Below are 15,318 nucleotides of genomic sequence, written 5' to 3' on the forward strand. Positions count from 1 at the left end.
TCGAGCCGGGAGAAGGTCTTCATAAGGTAGTCGCCGCTGGCTTCGATGGTATCGGTCATGGCTTGCCTGACGGATTCCGCGACGGCACACCGATGTTGCAGAGGTCGATCTTCCCGGCCGGACGGGTGTAGAAAGCGTCCTTGCGGTTGCGCTTGGCCTCGATGAGCGCGGCGAACGTCGTGCTGTCGGTCCGTAGGACCTGGATTGAAGTGCGCTCCGCTACTGGTACATCGGCAGCAAGGCGCACTTGCTTGATCGTGACCCGCTGTTCGGGCTTGTCGTAGAAGCCCATCGGCTCGCCGCCGCGTGGGTACGCGGCGAGCAGGTCCATGCCCTCGATGACCTTGCCGGCCACCGCGAGATTGCGGTCCAGGTTGCGCGGGGCCTGGCCGATGATGGCGTAGAGCGAGCTGCCGTTGCCGGTGTCCGCGCCGACGTCGCGGGCCACGCCCACGGTGCCGTAGCAGTGGGCGATCCATGCCTCGCCCTTGTCGCGGGCCACGGGGAAACCGTCGGAGAACCCGACCTCGGGGGCGTACACGTCGCCATCCGGCAACCGGGTGAACGGGTAGGGCTTGCCGCCCTTGCGCGTGAACTCCGGCGGCAGGGTCTCCTTCGCCGTGCCCAGTGATTTCGCTTTCTTCTTGTCGTCGCCATCGGGGTCGCCCCACTGGGTGACGAAATTGTCCTGGACGCGGATCACCTGGGTGCCGTCGAAATAGTGCTCGCGGATCAGCGTGCGGATATTGGCGGCATGCAGCGGCGACCAGTCCGGTGCCAGTTCGATCACCACGCGGCCCTGCGGCAGGTCCATGTAGACCAGGTTCTGCGGGTCCGGCGTGCGCCATTCCGCCGGAGCGGCCTTGGCGAGTAGTTCCTTCGGTGTCGGCGTATGCGCCCCGGCGGGCGCGTCCGCGGCCATGACGGGGACGGGCAGGGCGAAGGCAAGGGCGAGCGCAATACAGTTACGAGCGAGCATGGAAAACCCCTGGAAAAAGTGGCGAACGCCGTGAAAGTAGCAGAGCGCGTCGCCTTCGGGGCAGCACCCACGCCGGCCGCCGCGGCGCATGGGCCGATAGTCATGCCCAACCTTTTGCGACCGGCAGGCATCCTATCCGCAGAATGTCACGACCCTCCGGACCCCTCATGCGCTGTCGCCTCGCTTTGTTCGCCGTGCTCTTCCTCGTCACGGCGGTTGCCAGGGCCGAGGTGGTCATCGATGGCCACATCGACCCCGCCGAGTGGGCGGGCGCGCGGCGCATCGCGGATTTTCGCGACACCCAGCCCATGACCGGCAAGCCCGGCAGCCAGCCGACCGAGGCCTGGGTGATGTCCACGCCGAAAGGGCTGGCCGTGGCCATCCGCGTCACCCAGTCGGCCGACGTGCCCCGCTCGCGGCAACAGACCCGCCGCGACGAGGACGCCATGGTCGATCGGATCAACGTCATGGTGGACTTCGATGCGGATGGACGCGTCGGCTACGACTTCGAGGTGAAGTCCATGGGCGGCGTGGCCGACGAGGTCATCACCAACGAATCCGACTTCAGCTACGACTGGGACGGTCGCTGGGACCACGCGGTCAGCGAGGATGCCGAAGGCTACTCCGTCGAGTTGCTGATTCCCTGGTACATCGCACCCATGCGCAAGGCCGATGGCGAGACGCGCACCATCGGCCTGTACATCGACCGGGTGATCGCCGCCACCGGCGAACGGATGGCGTGGCCGGCGGTCGCCTTCGATCGCGGGCGTTTCCTCTCGCGCTTCGAGCGCGTGGAGGTGCCGGCGTACTCGCAGTCGCTGGTGGCCGTGACACCCTACCTCGTCGGCAAGGTGGATCGCGCACATGGCGGCACGTCGTTCGAACAGGGCGCGGACATCCTCTGGAAACCGAACGGGCAAACCCAGCTCACCGCCACGATCAACCCGGATTTCGGTCAGGTGGAAAGCGACGACCTGGTGGTGAACTTTTCGCCGCAGGAAACCTTCTTCACCGACAAGCGCCCGTTCTTCACGGAAAGCCAGGGCATCTTCGACTTCAGCCTGCTCGACGACGATTCGCAGTTGCTTTACACGCGGCGCGTGGGCGGCGCCGCGGACGATGGTCACGGTGCCGCCGATATCGCCGCGGCGGTGAAGGTCAACGGCAGCGTCGGCTCGACCAGCTACGGCATCCTCACGGCACAGGAGAAAGGCGACGACGGCCGCACCTTCGGCGCGTTTCGCCTGCTGCAGAACGCCGGCACGCAATCCTTCGGTCTTCTGGCCACGCGGGTGAACCATCCCTACCTGGACCGCGACGCCAACGTGCTGGGATTGGATCACCGCTGGCAGCCTAACGAGAGCTTCACCCTCACCAGCAACGTGGTGGGCAGCAAGATCGACCAGCCGCGTAACGACAGCGCCGGGCTGGGCGCCACAAGTATCGCGTTCTGGGAAATGAACGACGTGTGGAGCCAGCAGTGGCTGGGCATGTACTTCGGCCGGCGGCTGGACATCGACGACTTCGGCTACCTGCCGCGCAACGATATGCGCTACCTGCACTGGGAAGTGCGGCAACGCGAAACCGGCCTGCCGGCCGACTCGGCCTACGCATCGCATGTGTGGCGGTATCGCGTGTCGGCGCAGACCAACACCGAGGGCCTCATCGTGCGCCGTCGCTTCCGTGTCCAGCGGAACAGCCAGCGGCGCGACGGCGGCCAGGAGATGTGGCGGCTGGACGCCCTCACGGCGGCCTACGACGACCTGCTCACGCGCGGCGGCAACAAGCAGCGCACGCCGCCGACGGCCAAGCTCAGCTACGACCGCACGCACCCGCGCGTCGGCCGCTGGGCCTGGGAAGCCGAGGGCTTCATCGGCGGCAATGCGCTCACCGGTTACCACCGCCTGGGCGGCTACTTCAAGTTCACGCCTACCTATTTCATCACCGACGCCTTCAGTGTGTTTGCCGGGGCCAGCTACGAGTGGGACCCGAACTGGCTGATCTGGCAGCACGACAACCTGGTGGGTGCCTATGACGGACGCACAGTGGGTCTGGACGGCGGACTCAACTGGAACCTGGGCAACAAGCAGGAGCTGCGGGTGAAGATGCAAGCCCTGGCCGTGGGCGCGACGCTGCGCCGCCGTCTGGAGATCACGCCCTCGGGCGCCGCGGTCGATACCGACCAGCCGATCGACGGCCTGGGCGTGGCCAACCTGGGCTTCCAGATCCGCTACCGCTATGAAATCGCCCCCTTGTCCAACCTCTACGTGGTCTACAACCGCGGCGGCTACACCGACGACGTCGACGATGACGTCCAATCCCAGTTCCGGCGCAGTTTCTCCCTGAAGGACGTGCAGGAGGGCCTGGTCAAGGTGGCCTACCGCATGGAGTTCTGAGCGGTCCTACCGCTTCGTCTTCACATGTGCTGTGGCATGGGTTAGCCATGTCCAAGCCCTCGAAAACACCGCAGCTCAACCCCGTGCCCGGCCGCACCATCGGCGAACACGGCATCGTCGGCAACCTCGACACCACGGCACTGGTCGCCAGCGACGGCACCATCGATTTCATGTGCTGGCCGCACATGGACAGCCCCACCGTTTTCGCCGGGTTGCTCGATCCGGACAAGGGTGGCGAGTTCACGGTGACGCCGGACCTGGTCGATGCGCGCACCATGCAGCTCTACGTACCCGAGACCAACGTGCTCATTACGCGCTGGATGAGCGAGGCGGGCAGCGTCGAACTCACTGATTTCATGCCCCATCCCGAGACACAACCGCGCGTGGCCGCCTGCGTGATGCGCTGTATCCGCGTGCCGCGTGGCAGGGTGCGTATCCGCGTGCGCTGCCGCCCGCGACTGGATTACGCGCGGCGGGTGCCGGCGGTGGAGGAGTACGGCGACAGCGTGGTCTTCCACGACGGGCCGCAGTCCCTGCGCCTGGCGTCCAAGGTGCCGCTGATGATCGAGGAAGGCGAGGGCGCCGCGCACGCCGAGTTTGAGCTAAATCCTGGCGAGGAAGTGTGGTTCACCCTTGGCGACGAGGCGCACGATCCGCCCGACGAAGCGGAATGCCGAGCCGCCTGCGAGGACACCGCCGAGGCCTGGCGCCGCTGGACGCGTCGATCGACCTACCGCGGTCGCTGGCGCGAGCGTGTCGAGCGCTCCGCGCTGGTGCTGAAACTGCTTACGTCGCACACGCACGGCTCGGTGGCGGCCGCCGCGACCTTCGGCCTGCCCGAAGCCACCGGCCACGGTCGCAACTGGGATTATCGCGCCACCTGGATACGCGACGCCTCGTTCACCGTGTACGCGTTCATGCGCCTGGGCTACATCGACGAAGCGGAGCACTTCCGTCGCTGGACGGAAGCCCGGCTGATGGACCTGGACGAGGACACCGCGCTGCGCATCATGTATGCCATCGACGGCACCGAAGCAGCGGAGGAAGACACGCTGGAGCACCTGGCCGGCTACGCCGGGTCACGCCCCGTGCGTATCGGCAACGGAGCGCGCACGCAGACCCAGCTGGATATCTTCGGCGAGTTGATGGACAGCCTGTACCTGGCCAACAAGTACGGCCGCGCGATCAGCCACACCGGCTGGCTGCACGTGGTGCGCATGGTCGATCACGTCAGTCGCCATTGGCAGGACCCCGACGAAGGCATCTGGGAGATTCGCGGCGGCAAGCAGCATTTCCTGCACTCCCGGCTGATGTGCTGGGTGGCCCTGGACCGCGCCGTCCGGCTGGCGGGCAAGCGCTCGCTGCCGGGTCCCGTGGTGGAGTGGGCCGCCGTGCGCGATCGCATCGCCGACGACATCTGGACGAACTTCCGTCACCCCGAGCACGGTTACTTCGTGCAGACGCGAGGTGGCACCGATCTGGATGCCGCGCTGCTGATGATGCCGCTGGTGCGCTTCGTCTCTGCTACCGATCCGGTCTGGCTGGCCACGCTGGATGCGATCCACGACCAGCTGGCCGACGACGGGATGATGTTCCGTTATCGCAACGAGGACGGCCTGGAAGGCGGGGAGGGTGCCTTTACCACGTGCACGTTCTGGTACGTGGAATGCCTGGCGCGCGCCGGTCGCCTGACCGAGGCGCGCGAGATCATGGCGCGCGGCGTGCTTTACGCGAACCACCTCGGCCTGTTCTCCGAGGAACTGAGCCTGAGAGCCGAACTGCTGGGCAACTTCCCGCAGGCGCTGACGCATCTGGCTTTCATCAGTGCCGCGTTCTATCTGGATCGTCAGTTGAGCGATCCAGACGGGCAGGTCTGGCAGCCCTAGACCAGATGCAGGTCGGTGGGCTTCGCCTCGGGAAACACCCGGTTGATGTCCTCCTGGGATAACCCGTACATGCGCTGCATCAGGCCACCGAGCAGGTCGCGGTAGTTGTTGAGCACCGGGTAGTCGCGGTTCTGTAGCAGGTTCTTCGCATCCACCGCGACCTGCTGCCCGGCGATGCGACCGCCGTTCACCTTGCCGCCCATCACCCAGTACGTGGTGCCGTGGCCGTGGTCGGTACCCTTGTTGCCGTTCTCGCGGAAGGTGCGGCCGAATTCCGACACGACCACCACGACGGTGTTGTTCCATTCCGCCTCGCCCAGGCCGTCGGCGAACGCCGCCAGGCCCTGGCCGAGGTTGTCGAGGTTGCCAGCCAACTGGCCATCGGCACCGCCCTGGTTGACGTGCGTGTCCCAGCCGCCCACGTCGACAAAGCCCAGGCGGAAGCGATCGCGCATCAGGGTGGCCATGCGCTGGCCCTGCTGGGCGAAGCCGCGCGCGTTCACCGCACCGCGGCTGGCGGCGACCATCTCGGTCTGCAGGTCCTTCGCGACCTGCTGGCGCAGTTGCAGGCCGTCGGTGGCCGCCGCCTGCAGTGTCGTGCCCTGGTACATGTCGGCAAGGATCTTCGACTGACGGTCGTCGAAAACGGCCTTGTCGCCGCCTTTCAGCGAGATGTTGGGCACGTCGCCCGTGCCGCGGAACGTCAGCGGCAGCGCGTCGGTGAAGGCGATCGGCGGCACGCCGCGCAATACCGACGACAGACGGCCCATGAAGCCCGAGCCGTAGTCGCGACTGTTACCCGAGGCACCGGCCTCGATGTTGTCCTGGGTCTCGAAATGGCTGCGCGAGAGGTCGTCGGTACCGGCAAAGGGGACGAAGGCCAGCTGCCGTTTGTCCCACAGCGGGCCCATGCTGGCCGCGACTGCCGGCGCCAGGCCCCAGTTCGCGTCCAGGGCGCGCACGGACTTAGGATCGCCGGGCGTGGGTCGGGCCAGCGCGATGTTCTTGCGCGATTCGTAGTAGAAATCGCTGGAATAAGGCACCAGCAGGTTGTTGGCGTCGTAGCCGCCACGCAGGAACACCAGGAGGAAACGCGGCGAGCCGGCGGGTGCGGCGAATACCTGTCCGCCCAGGGTCAGGGCGGGCACGGTGGCGGCGAGGGCGAGCAGGAACTGGCGGCGATCCATGGGAAGCCTCAGTGGTAATTGAAGTCGGGGGAGGACAGCAGGAAGGTGTTCCATTCCTGCTGCGACGTGGCCTGGGCCAGCGCGTCGCGCGTCTTCGGGCTCAGCCACGGTTCGATGGTGGCGTAGTAAGTGGGTGTGGTCAGTTGCGGAAAACCGCCGCCCTGCACCTTGCCGCTGTCGTCCACATCGAACAGGTGGTTGGCGCCGCTGCCGATGGAGCGAGCTATCTCGAAGCGCTTGGCCACCTGGCCGGAACTGGACCACTCGGTGTCCGCGGTGGGCCAGCCGTCGGGCGTGATACGGCCGAACGGCGCCTGGCCGAGCTGGTTGATCCAGTTCACCAGCGGGCGGGGATTGCTCACGGGTTTGCCGTCGTAGGCCAGCCGCATGGTCGATACCAGGAACTGGGTCGGGTCCTTGTAGCGCTTGCCCAGCGAGGCGGTGAACTCCTTCGACTCCAGCATCGTCTGCATCACCGCCGCGATGTCGCCGTCAGTACGGTGGAATGTCCTGGCCATGGCTGCGACCAGCGACGGCGGCGGGTTGTCTGAGACGAAGTACTTGGCCAGCTTGGTGGACACGAACGTCGCGCATGCCGGCTGGCTGACGATCAGGTCGACCGCTTTCTCCACCTCGTCCATGCCGCCGCCTGCCAGGGTCTGCCCGAGCAAATGCTGGTCGCTGAAATCGTGGCGGTTCGGATTGAACTCGAACAGGCCGTCCTTGACGTAGTACGCCTGCCAAGCCGGGCGGATCTTCCGCGGCTGCCCGTCGTTGTCGATGCCCACGCCGGTGAGCACGTGGGCCAGGTTCTGCACATCGTCCTGCGTGTAGCCGGAGCCTACGCCCAGCGTATGCAGTTCCATCAGTTCACGCGCGTAGTTCTCGTTGATTTTGTCGCGCGCGTTCTGCGCGTTGTCCAGGTATTCCAGCATGGCCGGGCTGCGCAGCGTGGCCATGACCAGGTCGCGGAACTTGCCCAGCGCATGCGGGCGGATGGTGTCTTCTTCGTAGCTGGCCACCAGCCAGCGCACGCGGTCCTTGGCCTGGAACACGCTGAAGTGGTTCAGCCAGAACCAGACCATCTGTTCGCGTAGCTGGTTCTCGTCGTACACCGCGCGCAGCAGTTCGATCGCCTGCGCCTGCTCGGCGTACTGGCTGCCTTCCTTCTGCACGGCTTTTTTTGCTTCCGTCTTGGCATCGCCGTCGGGCATCGCCTTGATGTACTGGTAACGCTGGCGCAGCTGCGCCATGCGCAGGGGCAGCGGTGCCTTCATCACGTCGTAGGCGGCGATCTGCGCGCGTACCGCCTCGGGCAGGCCCTGGGCCGTGGGGTGCAGCTGTTCGTCGAGGAAGCGTCGCCTCCCCAGTTCGCGGTAGCGCGCCACGGTGGCCGAATCCACGCCGAAGGTGACGCGATTCAGCCACGCTACGTCGTCTTTGGATAGCGGCGCATCGCGCGCGGCGGCGGGCAGGGCAGTCAGGGCCAGCAGGATAGCGATAGCGAGCGATCGCATGGAACCTCCGTTCTCGGTGCGTGCAACACCTTAGAACGGCGACCCTTTCAAGGGGTTTACGCATGAATGCCGCAAGAAAATGCAGCATTCATGGGTCGGTTCAGATTTCGCTTTCGTCCGGATCGACGAATTCGATCGCGGCCTCGCGCGTTCCGGCGGTCTCTTCGGCCACGCTTCGCACTTCTTCGCCGACCTTGTCGTTCGGCACCTCGACCTCGAGTACGTACGTACGCGACGAGACATCGTCGGACAACTCGCTGGAGCTCGAATCGTCGCGGACGCCCATCATCAGGTCGTCGATTTCCTCGACCCGCTCGACCCGGTCGATGCCATGGATGGCGTTCATCACGTCGTCGAAGATGTCGCGGTCGCCGGTGATACGGAGCTGGATAAGGGGCATGGGCTGGTCCTCGGAACAAAGAGCCCCGATGCTGCGGCGATCGATGTATGCCCCGGGTGTACGGCCCGCTACCATGGCGGTTTTCCGGTGGCGTGCGGCGCATGAGCAAGACCTACGACCAGGCCTATTTCGACAAGTGGTATCGCAGCGCGGAGCACGCCGTGCGTTCCCCGGCCGAGCTGACCCGCAAGGTATCGATGGTGCTGGGCCAGGCGGAGTTCTATCTCGGCCGGCCGGTGCGCAACGTGCTGGACGTGGGCTGCGGCGAGGCGCCCTGGCGGGCCGTGCTGCGCCGGTTGCGTCCGGGCATCGCCTACCGCGGCCTGGAAGCCAGCGAATACGCCGTGGCGCGCTACGGCCGCTCCCGGCAGATCGGCCTGGCTCGTTTCGGTCAGCTGGCCGAGCTGCGCTTCGACACCCGCTTCGACCTGATCGTGTGCACCGACGTACTGCACTACCTCAAGCCCGCCGAGATCCGCGCGGGACTTGTCGGCATCGGCGAAATGACCGAAGGCCTGGCCTTCCTCGAGGTGTACACGCGGGAAGACGATCCCGGCGGCGATCGCGTGGGCTTCCACGGCCGGCCGGCCCGGTTCTATCGCGAGGCGTTCAACGCCGTGGGGCTGATCCCGGTGGGCTCGCAGTGCTACGCCAGCCCGCGGCTGGCGCGCCACGTGGCCGCGCTGGAGACCTGCTAACCCGCTGCGGTAGCCGAGAACCAGGCCATCACGGCCAGGCCGTTGTTGGCCGCGTGGGCCACATAGGCGGGCCAGATCGAGCCGCTGCGCACGCGCAGCCACCCGCAGAACACGCCCACCAGGATCAGGTTGGGCACGGCATACCAGAGCCAGCCCAGGTCGGGCAGGTGCACGGCGCCGAAGATCACGCTGGATATCGCGATGGCCCAGCCGTCGCCCAGGCGCACACGCAGGCGGGCCAGCAGCGCGCCACGGAACAGCACCTCTTCGACCAGCGGCCCGACCAGGACGGCGACAGGCACCAGGGCCATGCGCATGCCCAGGTGCGCTTTATCGGCGATCTCGGTGACGGTCTGCGAGACCGCGCGATCGCCCGCCAGCCACTGAGTGAGCAACCCGCCGAGGATGGCCGCGGCGATGCCCAGCCCGGCGCCGATGGCAATGAACTTGCCGTCTGGCTCACGGAAACCGAGGCCGAGGGCGTCGCCGGACCGCGCCAGTGGACCCCAGCGGCGCAGCACGACGTGCACGATCAGCCAGGTGGACAGCGCCACAGTCGCCATCACCACCAGGATGATGCGGTCCGGCGCATCCGGCATGGCGTCCGGAAACCAGCGGGCGAGCAGGTCGGTGCTGAGCTTGAACCCCACGCCGAAGCCCACTTGCAGGGCGAAGTAGGCCAGGATCGTGAGAATGGCCTCCACCAGCCCGGGCGCGCGGACAGGGGCGGCGACCGGAACGGGCGGCGGCGTGGCGAGGGGCAGGTCGTGAGGCATGCGGCACCCTAGCGGAGGCCCCGCGGCAAATGCAACGACGCGCGTGGCGTCGACCGTCACGTGGCACCTGTATAGTATTTCGTCCCTTCAGGAGGAAACCGGGCGCTTCGCCGCGCCGACCCATGTTCGCATTCGACTGGCTTGCCGACCCTTCGGCCTGGGCGGGTCTTCTCACGTTGATCGTGCTGGAGATCGTGCTCGGTATCGACAACCTCGTCTTTGTCGCGATCCTCGCCGACAAGCTTCCCGCCCGCCAGCGCGACCACGCGCGGCTGATGGGCCTGGGCCTCGCGCTGGTCATGCGCCTGTGCCTGCTGGCCGCCATGTCCTGGCTGGTGACGCTGACGACCCCCCTGTTCAACTGGAACGGCTTCGGCCTGTCCTGGCGCGACCTGATCCTGGTGATCGGCGGCGGCTTCCTGTTGTTCAAGGCCACGCTGGAACTGCACGAGCGCCTGGAGGCCGACGACGACGACGGCGGCAAGTCCGGTCGCCGCGCCAGCTTCTGGCTGGTGGTGGCGCAGATCGTCATCCTGGACGCGGTGTTCTCGCTGGATTCGGTGATTACCGCCGTGGGCATGGTGGATCACCTGTCGATCATGATGGTCGGCGTCGTGGTGGCCATGGCCCTGATGATCACCGCCAGCAAGCCGCTGACCGCGTTCGTCAACGCGCGTCCGACGGTGGTGATCCTCTGCCTGTCCTTCCTGCTGATGATCGGCTTCAGCCTCATCGCCGAGGGCTTCGGCTTCCACATTCCCAAGGGCTACCTGTACGCGGCCATCGGCTTCTCGATCATGATCGAGGTGTTCAACCAGACGATGCGGCGCAATCGCCACCGCTCGCTGCTGGTCGGCGGCCGCGCCATGCGCGACCGCACCGCCAAGGCCGTGCTGCGCCTGCTCGGCGGCCGCTCCGACGACGAGCCGGACAACGGCAAGAACGACACCGGCGTCGAAGCCGCGGACACGCCCGTGTTCGGCAAGGACGAGCTGGAGATGGTGCAGGGCGTGCTCGACCTCTCGCAGCGTCCGGTGCGCTCCATCATGACGCCGCGCACGGAGATCGTCTGGGTGGACCCCGGCGAGGACCTGACCACGCTGCTGACGGAAGCGCGCGAGTCGGCGCACCACTGGATGCTGGTGGCCGAGGGCGACCTCGACCAGCTGGTGGGCGTGGTGTCCTCACGCGACCTGCTGGCCAGTCTGGCCGATCACGGCCGCCTGGAAACCTCGCACTTCGTGCGCAAGCCGATCACGGTGCTGGAATCGCTGAGCGTGCTGCGCCTGATCGACGAGTTCCGCCGCGCGCCGCTGCAGATGGCACTCGTGGTGGACGAATACGGCAGCATCCTCGGCCTGGTCACCCCCGCCGACGTGCTGGAAGTGATCGCCGGCGAATTCCCCGACGAGAGCCGCGAAGGCGACCCCTCGGCGGTCAGCGAGCCCGATGGGGCCTGGTTGCTGGATGCCAGCCTGGACGTGCGTCGCGTCGAGCACCTGCTGGGTCATCGCCTGCCGGGCTCGGCCGAGGGAAACTTCTCCACGCTGGCGGGCTTTGTCCTGTCCCAGCTGGGCCGGCTGCCAGCGGCTGGCGATCGCTTCGATGTCGACGGTTTCGACTTCGAGGTGACCGCCATGGATGGCGCCCGCATCCAGCGCGTGCGCGTGCTGTCGTTGCCGCGGGACGAGGCCTGAGAGGCCTCAGCCCGCCGCGGCGGCGTCGTCCACCGGCGGCGACGCGTTGTTCTCCATGATGGCCATGCCCATGCCGCCGGCGGCCATCAGCATGAGCGCCGCCCAGGCGATCATCGACACCAGGTAGCCCGGGCCGCGGCGCGAGGCGTCGCGCACATAGGCCATCGCGTACCACACGCGCCCGACCAGCCAGACGATACCGGCGATGCCGGCCCACAGCGGATCCACGTACTGGGCCGCCAGCCACAGCGCCGGGATGAACATCACGGCGTTCTCCAGCGTGTTCATCTGCACCCGCCAGGCGCGCTCGAACGCAGGATCGCCCGAGATGGACGGCGCCTTGATGCCATAGCGTTTGCGTGCGTGGCCTACCGTCCATACCGTGTAGAACATGAGCAGCAGGGTGAGCAGGGTGACGACGGCGGGTAGCTGGCTGGTCATGAAGCGATCCGTAGGCTGAATGACCTGCGAGTCTACCGGCAACCGTCCATGCGATCATGCCGACCGCGTCTCGCTGGAGGCGCCCCATGGGAGGAGACACCGACATGCTTTGGCAAAAGGGTCGCAGAAGCGACAACGTGGAAGATGCCGGTCGCGGCAGCGGCGGTGGTGGCGGCTTCGGCGGTCGGGGCCTGGGCATCGGCGGCATCATCCTGCTGGCGATCATCGGCATGGTGTTCTTTAAGGACCCCACTGCGCTCCTGGGTGGGCAGGGCGATCCGGGCGCCGGCACCGACCAGACCACCCAGCAGCAGCCGGCACGCCCGGTGGACGACGCGGCCTCGGCCGCCGATCCGCAGACCGACTTCGTGCGGGCGATCCTCGGCGAGACCGAAGACACCTGGGGCGAGATATTCGCCGCGAAGGGGCAGCAGTACGAGCGGCCGAAGCTGGTCCTGTTCCGCGACGGCGTGCGCACGGCCTGCGGTTCCGCCTCGTCCGCGGTCGGCCCGTTCTACTGCCCGTCCGATCACAAGGTGTACCTCGACCTCGGTTTCTTCCAGACCATGCAGCAGCGATTCCACGAGGCAGGCGACTTCGCCCGTGCCTACGTCATCGCGCACGAGGTCGGCCACCACGTACAGAACCTGACCGGCGTGTTCGACAAGGTCGACGGTGCCAAGCGTCGAGGCGCCTCGGTGGAAGGCGCCACCGGCCTGTCGGTGCGCCAGGAGCTCCAGGCCGATTGCTACGCCGGCGTCTGGGCCAACCACTCCGACCAGCGGCAGAAGTGGTTGCAGGCCGGCGACATCGAGTCGGCGATCAACGCGGCCACCGCCATCGGCGACGACACCTTGCAGGAACAGGCGCAGGGTCGCGTCGTGCCCGACTCGTTCACCCATGGCACCTCCGCGCAGCGCGTGCACTGGTTCAAGACCGGCCTGGCCTCGGGCGACATGGCCCAGTGCGACACGTTCGCCGGTTCGCTCTGACCAGCTGCTCATGACGCATCCCTGCCTGCGCTGCGGCGCGTGCTGCGCCACGTATCGCGTGGCCTTCCACTGGATGGAAACCGACCTCGCCGGCGGCATCGTGCCGTCGGCGCTGACGGAGCACCTCGATCCGCATCGCGTGAACATGCACGGCACCAACGCGTACGAGCCGCGGTGCCGGTCGTTGGTCGGCGAGGTGGGCGTGGCGGCGCATTGCGGTATCTACGCAGTACGCCCCTCGCCCTGTCACGACCTGCAGCCCGCGTGGGAAAACGGACAGCCCAGCCCGCAGTGCGACAAGGCGAGGCTGAAGCACGGCATGGTGCCGCTGACGCCTGCGGATTTCGCGTAGCGCGTCAACGGTGCACCTCAACGAGCGACCGGCGCCTGGCCCTCCGTCTCCGCGAGGGCTTCGGCCACGTGCGCCATCAGTCCCCTGCGATCCGGCACGAGATGATCGGCCAGTACATGACGGTCCGGGTAGTCGCCACCGTTCTGGGTACGAAAGGGGATAGGTGCGTCGTCGAATAGCCCCTCCACCCGCCTGCGCCATGTCGTAGCGGCTTCGGCCATCGCCGCGGCATCGATGGCGGCGGCGCCGTAGACGGCGAACGTGGGCAATACCTGCATCCCCGGGAAAAACAGTGTCCCATGGGTAATGGGAAAGAGCAGCTGGTCCAGCGGACCATTGATGCCGCGAGGGGAGTAGTCGATCGCCGGGCCGCCCACGGCGACGGCCAGCAGCGCACGCTTGCCGGCAAAGCCACCATCACCGTATCGGAAGGCGTTGCCGGCCTCCCGATAGCCATACGCGAGCCCGTAGGCCCACACCCGATCCACCCAGCCCTTCATGATCGCCGGCATGCTGAACCACCACAGCGGAAAGTGCAGGATCACCGCTTCGGCTTCCTGCAGCTTGTGTTGCTCGGCTTGTACGTCGGCCGTCTGGCACGCCTGCGCGAACGCATGCCGCGACTCGTCGATGAAGGAGAGGCGATCCCGCTGCACTCGGTCGGGAAAGTCCTGCGCGTCGAAGACGGCCTTCCATCCCATGGCATACAGATCGGATCGCATCACCTCGTGCCCCTGCGCTTGCAGTACCTCGTGCGAGATGTCGGCCAGTTGGTGCGTCACGGAGGTCGGTTCGGGGTGTGCATGGACGAGCAGAACTTTCATGGTCGGGCTTCCTTCGCTGAAGCAGGAAAGACTGATGGCCGGTCGCTCATAGTGGAAATGAATTTCAGCTATCTTAGGTATTGCCATGAACAATGCCTTGCGACGTCTCGACCTGAACTTGCTGGTCACGCTGGATGCCTTGCTGGTCGAGCACAGCGTGACCCGCGCCGCCGTGCGCCTGCATCTCTCGCAGCCATCGGTCAGCGTGCAGCTCGCCCGGCTGCGGGAGATTTTCGGCGACCCCCTGCTGCTGCCGGGCCCGCGCGGCATGCGGCCGACCGCACGCGCGGACGAGGTGCGCGAGCCGCTCCGGCTGGCCCTGGCCGCGCTCGAACAGGCCGTGGCGCCGGCCCGCCCGTTCGATCCGGCCCGGTCCGACCGGACCTGGCGTATCGCCGCCTTCGACTACAGCGAGTTCACCGTGTTGCTGCCCGCGCTGGCCGAGCTGCGCGCGATGGCGCCGGCCATGCGGCTTGCCGTGATGCAGAGCGCGCCGGCGCAGGTAGCCCGCCGGGCCGAGCAAGGCGACATCGACCTTGCCTTCCTGATCGGCAGTGAAGCCTCGCCTGACCTGCGTTGCAGGCCGCTGTTCACCGAGCGCTACGTATTGGCGGGCCGTGCCGACCATCCCCAGCTGAAACGCCGCCCGACGCTGGCGCAGTTCTGCAAGCTCGACCAGGTGATCGTGTCGCCGGATGGGGGCGGCTTCCAGGGCGCGACCGATGCGGTGCTGGCCGAGCGTGGCATGCACCGTCGCGTCGTCCTGTCGGTGCCGCATTTCCTGTTCATGAGCGCCGTGCTGGCGAGTACCGACCTGGTGGCGATGGTGCCGTCGCGTCTGGTACGCGGCAACGCGATGCTTCGGGTCGTCGAGCCGCCCGTGGATGTGCCCGGCTTCGACATGCTGATGCTCTGGCCTGAGCGGGTCCACCGCGATCCGGGGCATCAGTGGTTGCGGGAGCGTATTGCTGGATCGGTGTGAGGTTGGTGGGCTCGCCTTCGGCATCGCGTTGGGCCTTGGCACCTTGGCGCCTTGGGGCAAGAGCCGGCGGGTGCCACCCTCGGGGCCACGCCTGCGGCGACCCGCTGGAGAAGGGCCGCTCCGCGGCCGTGTACCCGATTCGCGCACATCGTGCGCTCCTACCCGCGCCACATCCGGGTCGGGCTTCGAAC

Annotated in this window: 14 protein-coding genes; 7 read left to right on the plus strand and 7 right to left on the minus strand. The window is 67.0% G+C overall.

The window, feature by feature from the left end; translation table 11 throughout:
* Positions 1–55: 55 nt before the first annotated feature.
* Complete coding sequence (locus tag QRN34_RS13155) at positions 56–979, minus strand: peptidylprolyl isomerase (protein WP_285405052.1); 924 nt, start codon at positions 977–979, stop codon at positions 56–58.
* A gap of 167 nt (positions 980–1,146) precedes the next feature.
* Here QRN34_RS13155 and QRN34_RS13160 point away from each other — a divergent pair, with 167 nt between their 5' ends.
* Positions 1,147–3,375, plus strand: a complete 2,229-nt coding sequence (locus tag QRN34_RS13160) for a DUF5916 domain-containing protein (protein WP_285405053.1) — start codon at positions 1,147–1,149, stop codon at positions 3,373–3,375.
* Positions 3,376–3,422: 47 nt separating this feature from the next.
* Positions 3,423–5,261 carry a glycoside hydrolase family 15 protein gene (locus QRN34_RS13165; protein WP_285405054.1) on the plus strand — a complete coding sequence of 613 codons (1,839 nt, stop codon included), beginning with the start codon at positions 3,423–3,425 and terminating at the stop codon, positions 5,259–5,261.
* Here the strand turns inward: QRN34_RS13165 and QRN34_RS13170 are convergent.
* From QRN34_RS13170 to QRN34_RS13180, 3 genes are all read right to left on the minus strand, one after another.
* Positions 5,258–6,448, minus strand: coding sequence for a DUF1501 domain-containing protein (locus QRN34_RS13170; RefSeq protein WP_285405055.1), 1,191 nt, complete (start codon positions 6,446–6,448; stop codon positions 5,258–5,260). The two genes, QRN34_RS13165 and QRN34_RS13170, sit on opposite strands and share 4 nt — an antisense overlap.
* An 8-nt stretch (positions 6,449–6,456) precedes the next feature.
* Positions 6,457–7,965 carry a DUF1800 domain-containing protein gene (locus QRN34_RS13175; protein WP_285405056.1) on the minus strand — a complete coding sequence of 503 codons (1,509 nt, stop codon included), beginning with the start codon at positions 7,963–7,965 and terminating at the stop codon, positions 6,457–6,459.
* A gap of 100 nt (positions 7,966–8,065) precedes the next feature.
* On the minus strand, positions 8,066–8,365 hold the full coding sequence (locus QRN34_RS13180; RefSeq protein WP_285405057.1) for a hypothetical protein: 300 nt from the start codon (positions 8,363–8,365) through the stop codon (positions 8,066–8,068).
* Between the two features lie 101 nt (positions 8,366–8,466).
* Here QRN34_RS13180 and QRN34_RS13185 point away from each other — a divergent pair, with 101 nt between their 5' ends.
* Complete coding sequence (locus tag QRN34_RS13185) at positions 8,467–9,063, plus strand: class I SAM-dependent methyltransferase (protein WP_285405058.1); 597 nt, start codon at positions 8,467–8,469, stop codon at positions 9,061–9,063.
* Here QRN34_RS13185 and QRN34_RS13190 read toward each other — a convergent pair.
* Positions 9,060–9,839: a CPBP family intramembrane glutamic endopeptidase gene (locus QRN34_RS13190; protein ID WP_285405059.1), complete on the minus strand. Its 780-nt coding sequence runs from the start codon at positions 9,837–9,839 to the stop codon at positions 9,060–9,062. The two genes, QRN34_RS13185 and QRN34_RS13190, sit on opposite strands and share 4 nt — an antisense overlap.
* Positions 9,840–9,961: 122 nt before the next feature.
* Between QRN34_RS13190 and QRN34_RS13195 the strand changes: the two genes are divergently transcribed.
* Positions 9,962–11,536 carry a TerC family protein gene (locus QRN34_RS13195; protein WP_285405060.1) on the plus strand — a complete coding sequence of 525 codons (1,575 nt, stop codon included), beginning with the start codon at positions 9,962–9,964 and terminating at the stop codon, positions 11,534–11,536.
* A gap of 6 nt (positions 11,537–11,542) precedes the next feature.
* On the opposite strand, the gene QRN34_RS13200 is transcribed toward QRN34_RS13195, so the two are convergent.
* On the minus strand, positions 11,543–11,977 hold the full coding sequence (locus QRN34_RS13200; RefSeq protein ID WP_285405061.1) for an MAPEG family protein: 435 nt from the start codon (positions 11,975–11,977) through the stop codon (positions 11,543–11,545).
* A gap of 104 nt (positions 11,978–12,081) precedes the next feature.
* On the opposite strand from QRN34_RS13200, the gene QRN34_RS13205 reads away from it, so the two are divergent.
* Together QRN34_RS13205 and QRN34_RS13210 are read left to right on the plus strand one after the other, a co-directional pair.
* Complete coding sequence (locus QRN34_RS13205; protein ID WP_285405062.1) at positions 12,082–12,969, plus strand: neutral zinc metallopeptidase; 888 nt, start codon at positions 12,082–12,084, stop codon at positions 12,967–12,969.
* Between the two features lie 10 nt (positions 12,970–12,979).
* The gene (locus QRN34_RS13210; protein WP_036143039.1) at positions 12,980–13,321 is read left to right on the plus strand and encodes a YkgJ family cysteine cluster protein; all 342 of its coding nucleotides are present in this window, start codon (positions 12,980–12,982) and stop codon (positions 13,319–13,321) included.
* A gap of 17 nt (positions 13,322–13,338) precedes the next feature.
* Here the strand turns inward: QRN34_RS13210 and QRN34_RS13215 are convergent, their stop codons facing one another.
* The gene (locus QRN34_RS13215; protein ID WP_285405063.1) at positions 13,339–14,274 is read right to left on the minus strand and encodes an NAD(P)H-dependent oxidoreductase; all 936 of its coding nucleotides are present in this window, start codon (positions 14,272–14,274) and stop codon (positions 13,339–13,341) included.
* Here QRN34_RS13215 and QRN34_RS13220 point away from each other — a divergent pair.
* A complete protein-coding gene (locus QRN34_RS13220) occupies positions 14,231–15,127 on the plus strand; it encodes a LysR family transcriptional regulator (RefSeq protein WP_285405064.1) in 897 nt (298 codons plus the stop codon). The genes QRN34_RS13215 and QRN34_RS13220 overlap by 44 nt on opposite strands.
* The last annotated feature ends 191 nt before the right edge of the window (positions 15,128–15,318 follow it).

Origin of the sequence: Luteibacter sp. ME-Dv--P-043b, from assembly GCF_030209605.1 — a bacterium.
Taxonomy (GTDB): Bacteria; Pseudomonadota; Gammaproteobacteria; order Xanthomonadales; family Rhodanobacteraceae; genus Luteibacter.

Bases quoted from the DNA above. Each gene is read 5' to 3' on its own strand.
- QRN34_RS13155 (WP_285405052.1), bottom strand. From the start codon at position 979: ATGCTCGCTCGTAACTGTATTGCGCTCGCCCTTGCCTTCGCCCTGCCC.
- QRN34_RS13160 (WP_285405053.1), top strand. From the start codon at position 1,147: ATGCGCTGTCGCCTCGCTTTGTTCGCCGTGCTCTTCCTCGTCACGGCG.
- QRN34_RS13165 (WP_285405054.1), top strand. From the start codon at position 3,423: ATGTCCAAGCCCTCGAAAACACCGCAGCTCAACCCCGTGCCCGGCCGC.
- QRN34_RS13170 (WP_285405055.1), bottom strand. From the start codon at position 6,448: ATGGATCGCCGCCAGTTCCTGCTCGCCCTCGCCGCCACCGTGCCCGCC.
- QRN34_RS13175 (WP_285405056.1), bottom strand. From the start codon at position 7,965: ATGCGATCGCTCGCTATCGCTATCCTGCTGGCCCTGACTGCCCTGCCC.
- QRN34_RS13180 (WP_285405057.1), bottom strand. From the start codon at position 8,365: ATGCCCCTTATCCAGCTCCGTATCACCGGCGACCGCGACATCTTCGAC.
- QRN34_RS13185 (WP_285405058.1), top strand. From the start codon at position 8,467: ATGAGCAAGACCTACGACCAGGCCTATTTCGACAAGTGGTATCGCAGC.
- QRN34_RS13190 (WP_285405059.1), bottom strand. From the start codon at position 9,839: ATGCCTCACGACCTGCCCCTCGCCACGCCGCCGCCCGTTCCGGTCGCC.
- QRN34_RS13195 (WP_285405060.1), top strand. From the start codon at position 9,962: ATGTTCGCATTCGACTGGCTTGCCGACCCTTCGGCCTGGGCGGGTCTT.
- QRN34_RS13200 (WP_285405061.1), bottom strand. From the start codon at position 11,977: ATGACCAGCCAGCTACCCGCCGTCGTCACCCTGCTCACCCTGCTGCTC.
- QRN34_RS13205 (WP_285405062.1), top strand. From the start codon at position 12,082: ATGCTTTGGCAAAAGGGTCGCAGAAGCGACAACGTGGAAGATGCCGGT.
- QRN34_RS13210 (WP_036143039.1), top strand. From the start codon at position 12,980: ATGACGCATCCCTGCCTGCGCTGCGGCGCGTGCTGCGCCACGTATCGC.
- QRN34_RS13220 (WP_285405064.1), top strand. From the start codon at position 14,231: ATGAACAATGCCTTGCGACGTCTCGACCTGAACTTGCTGGTCACGCTG.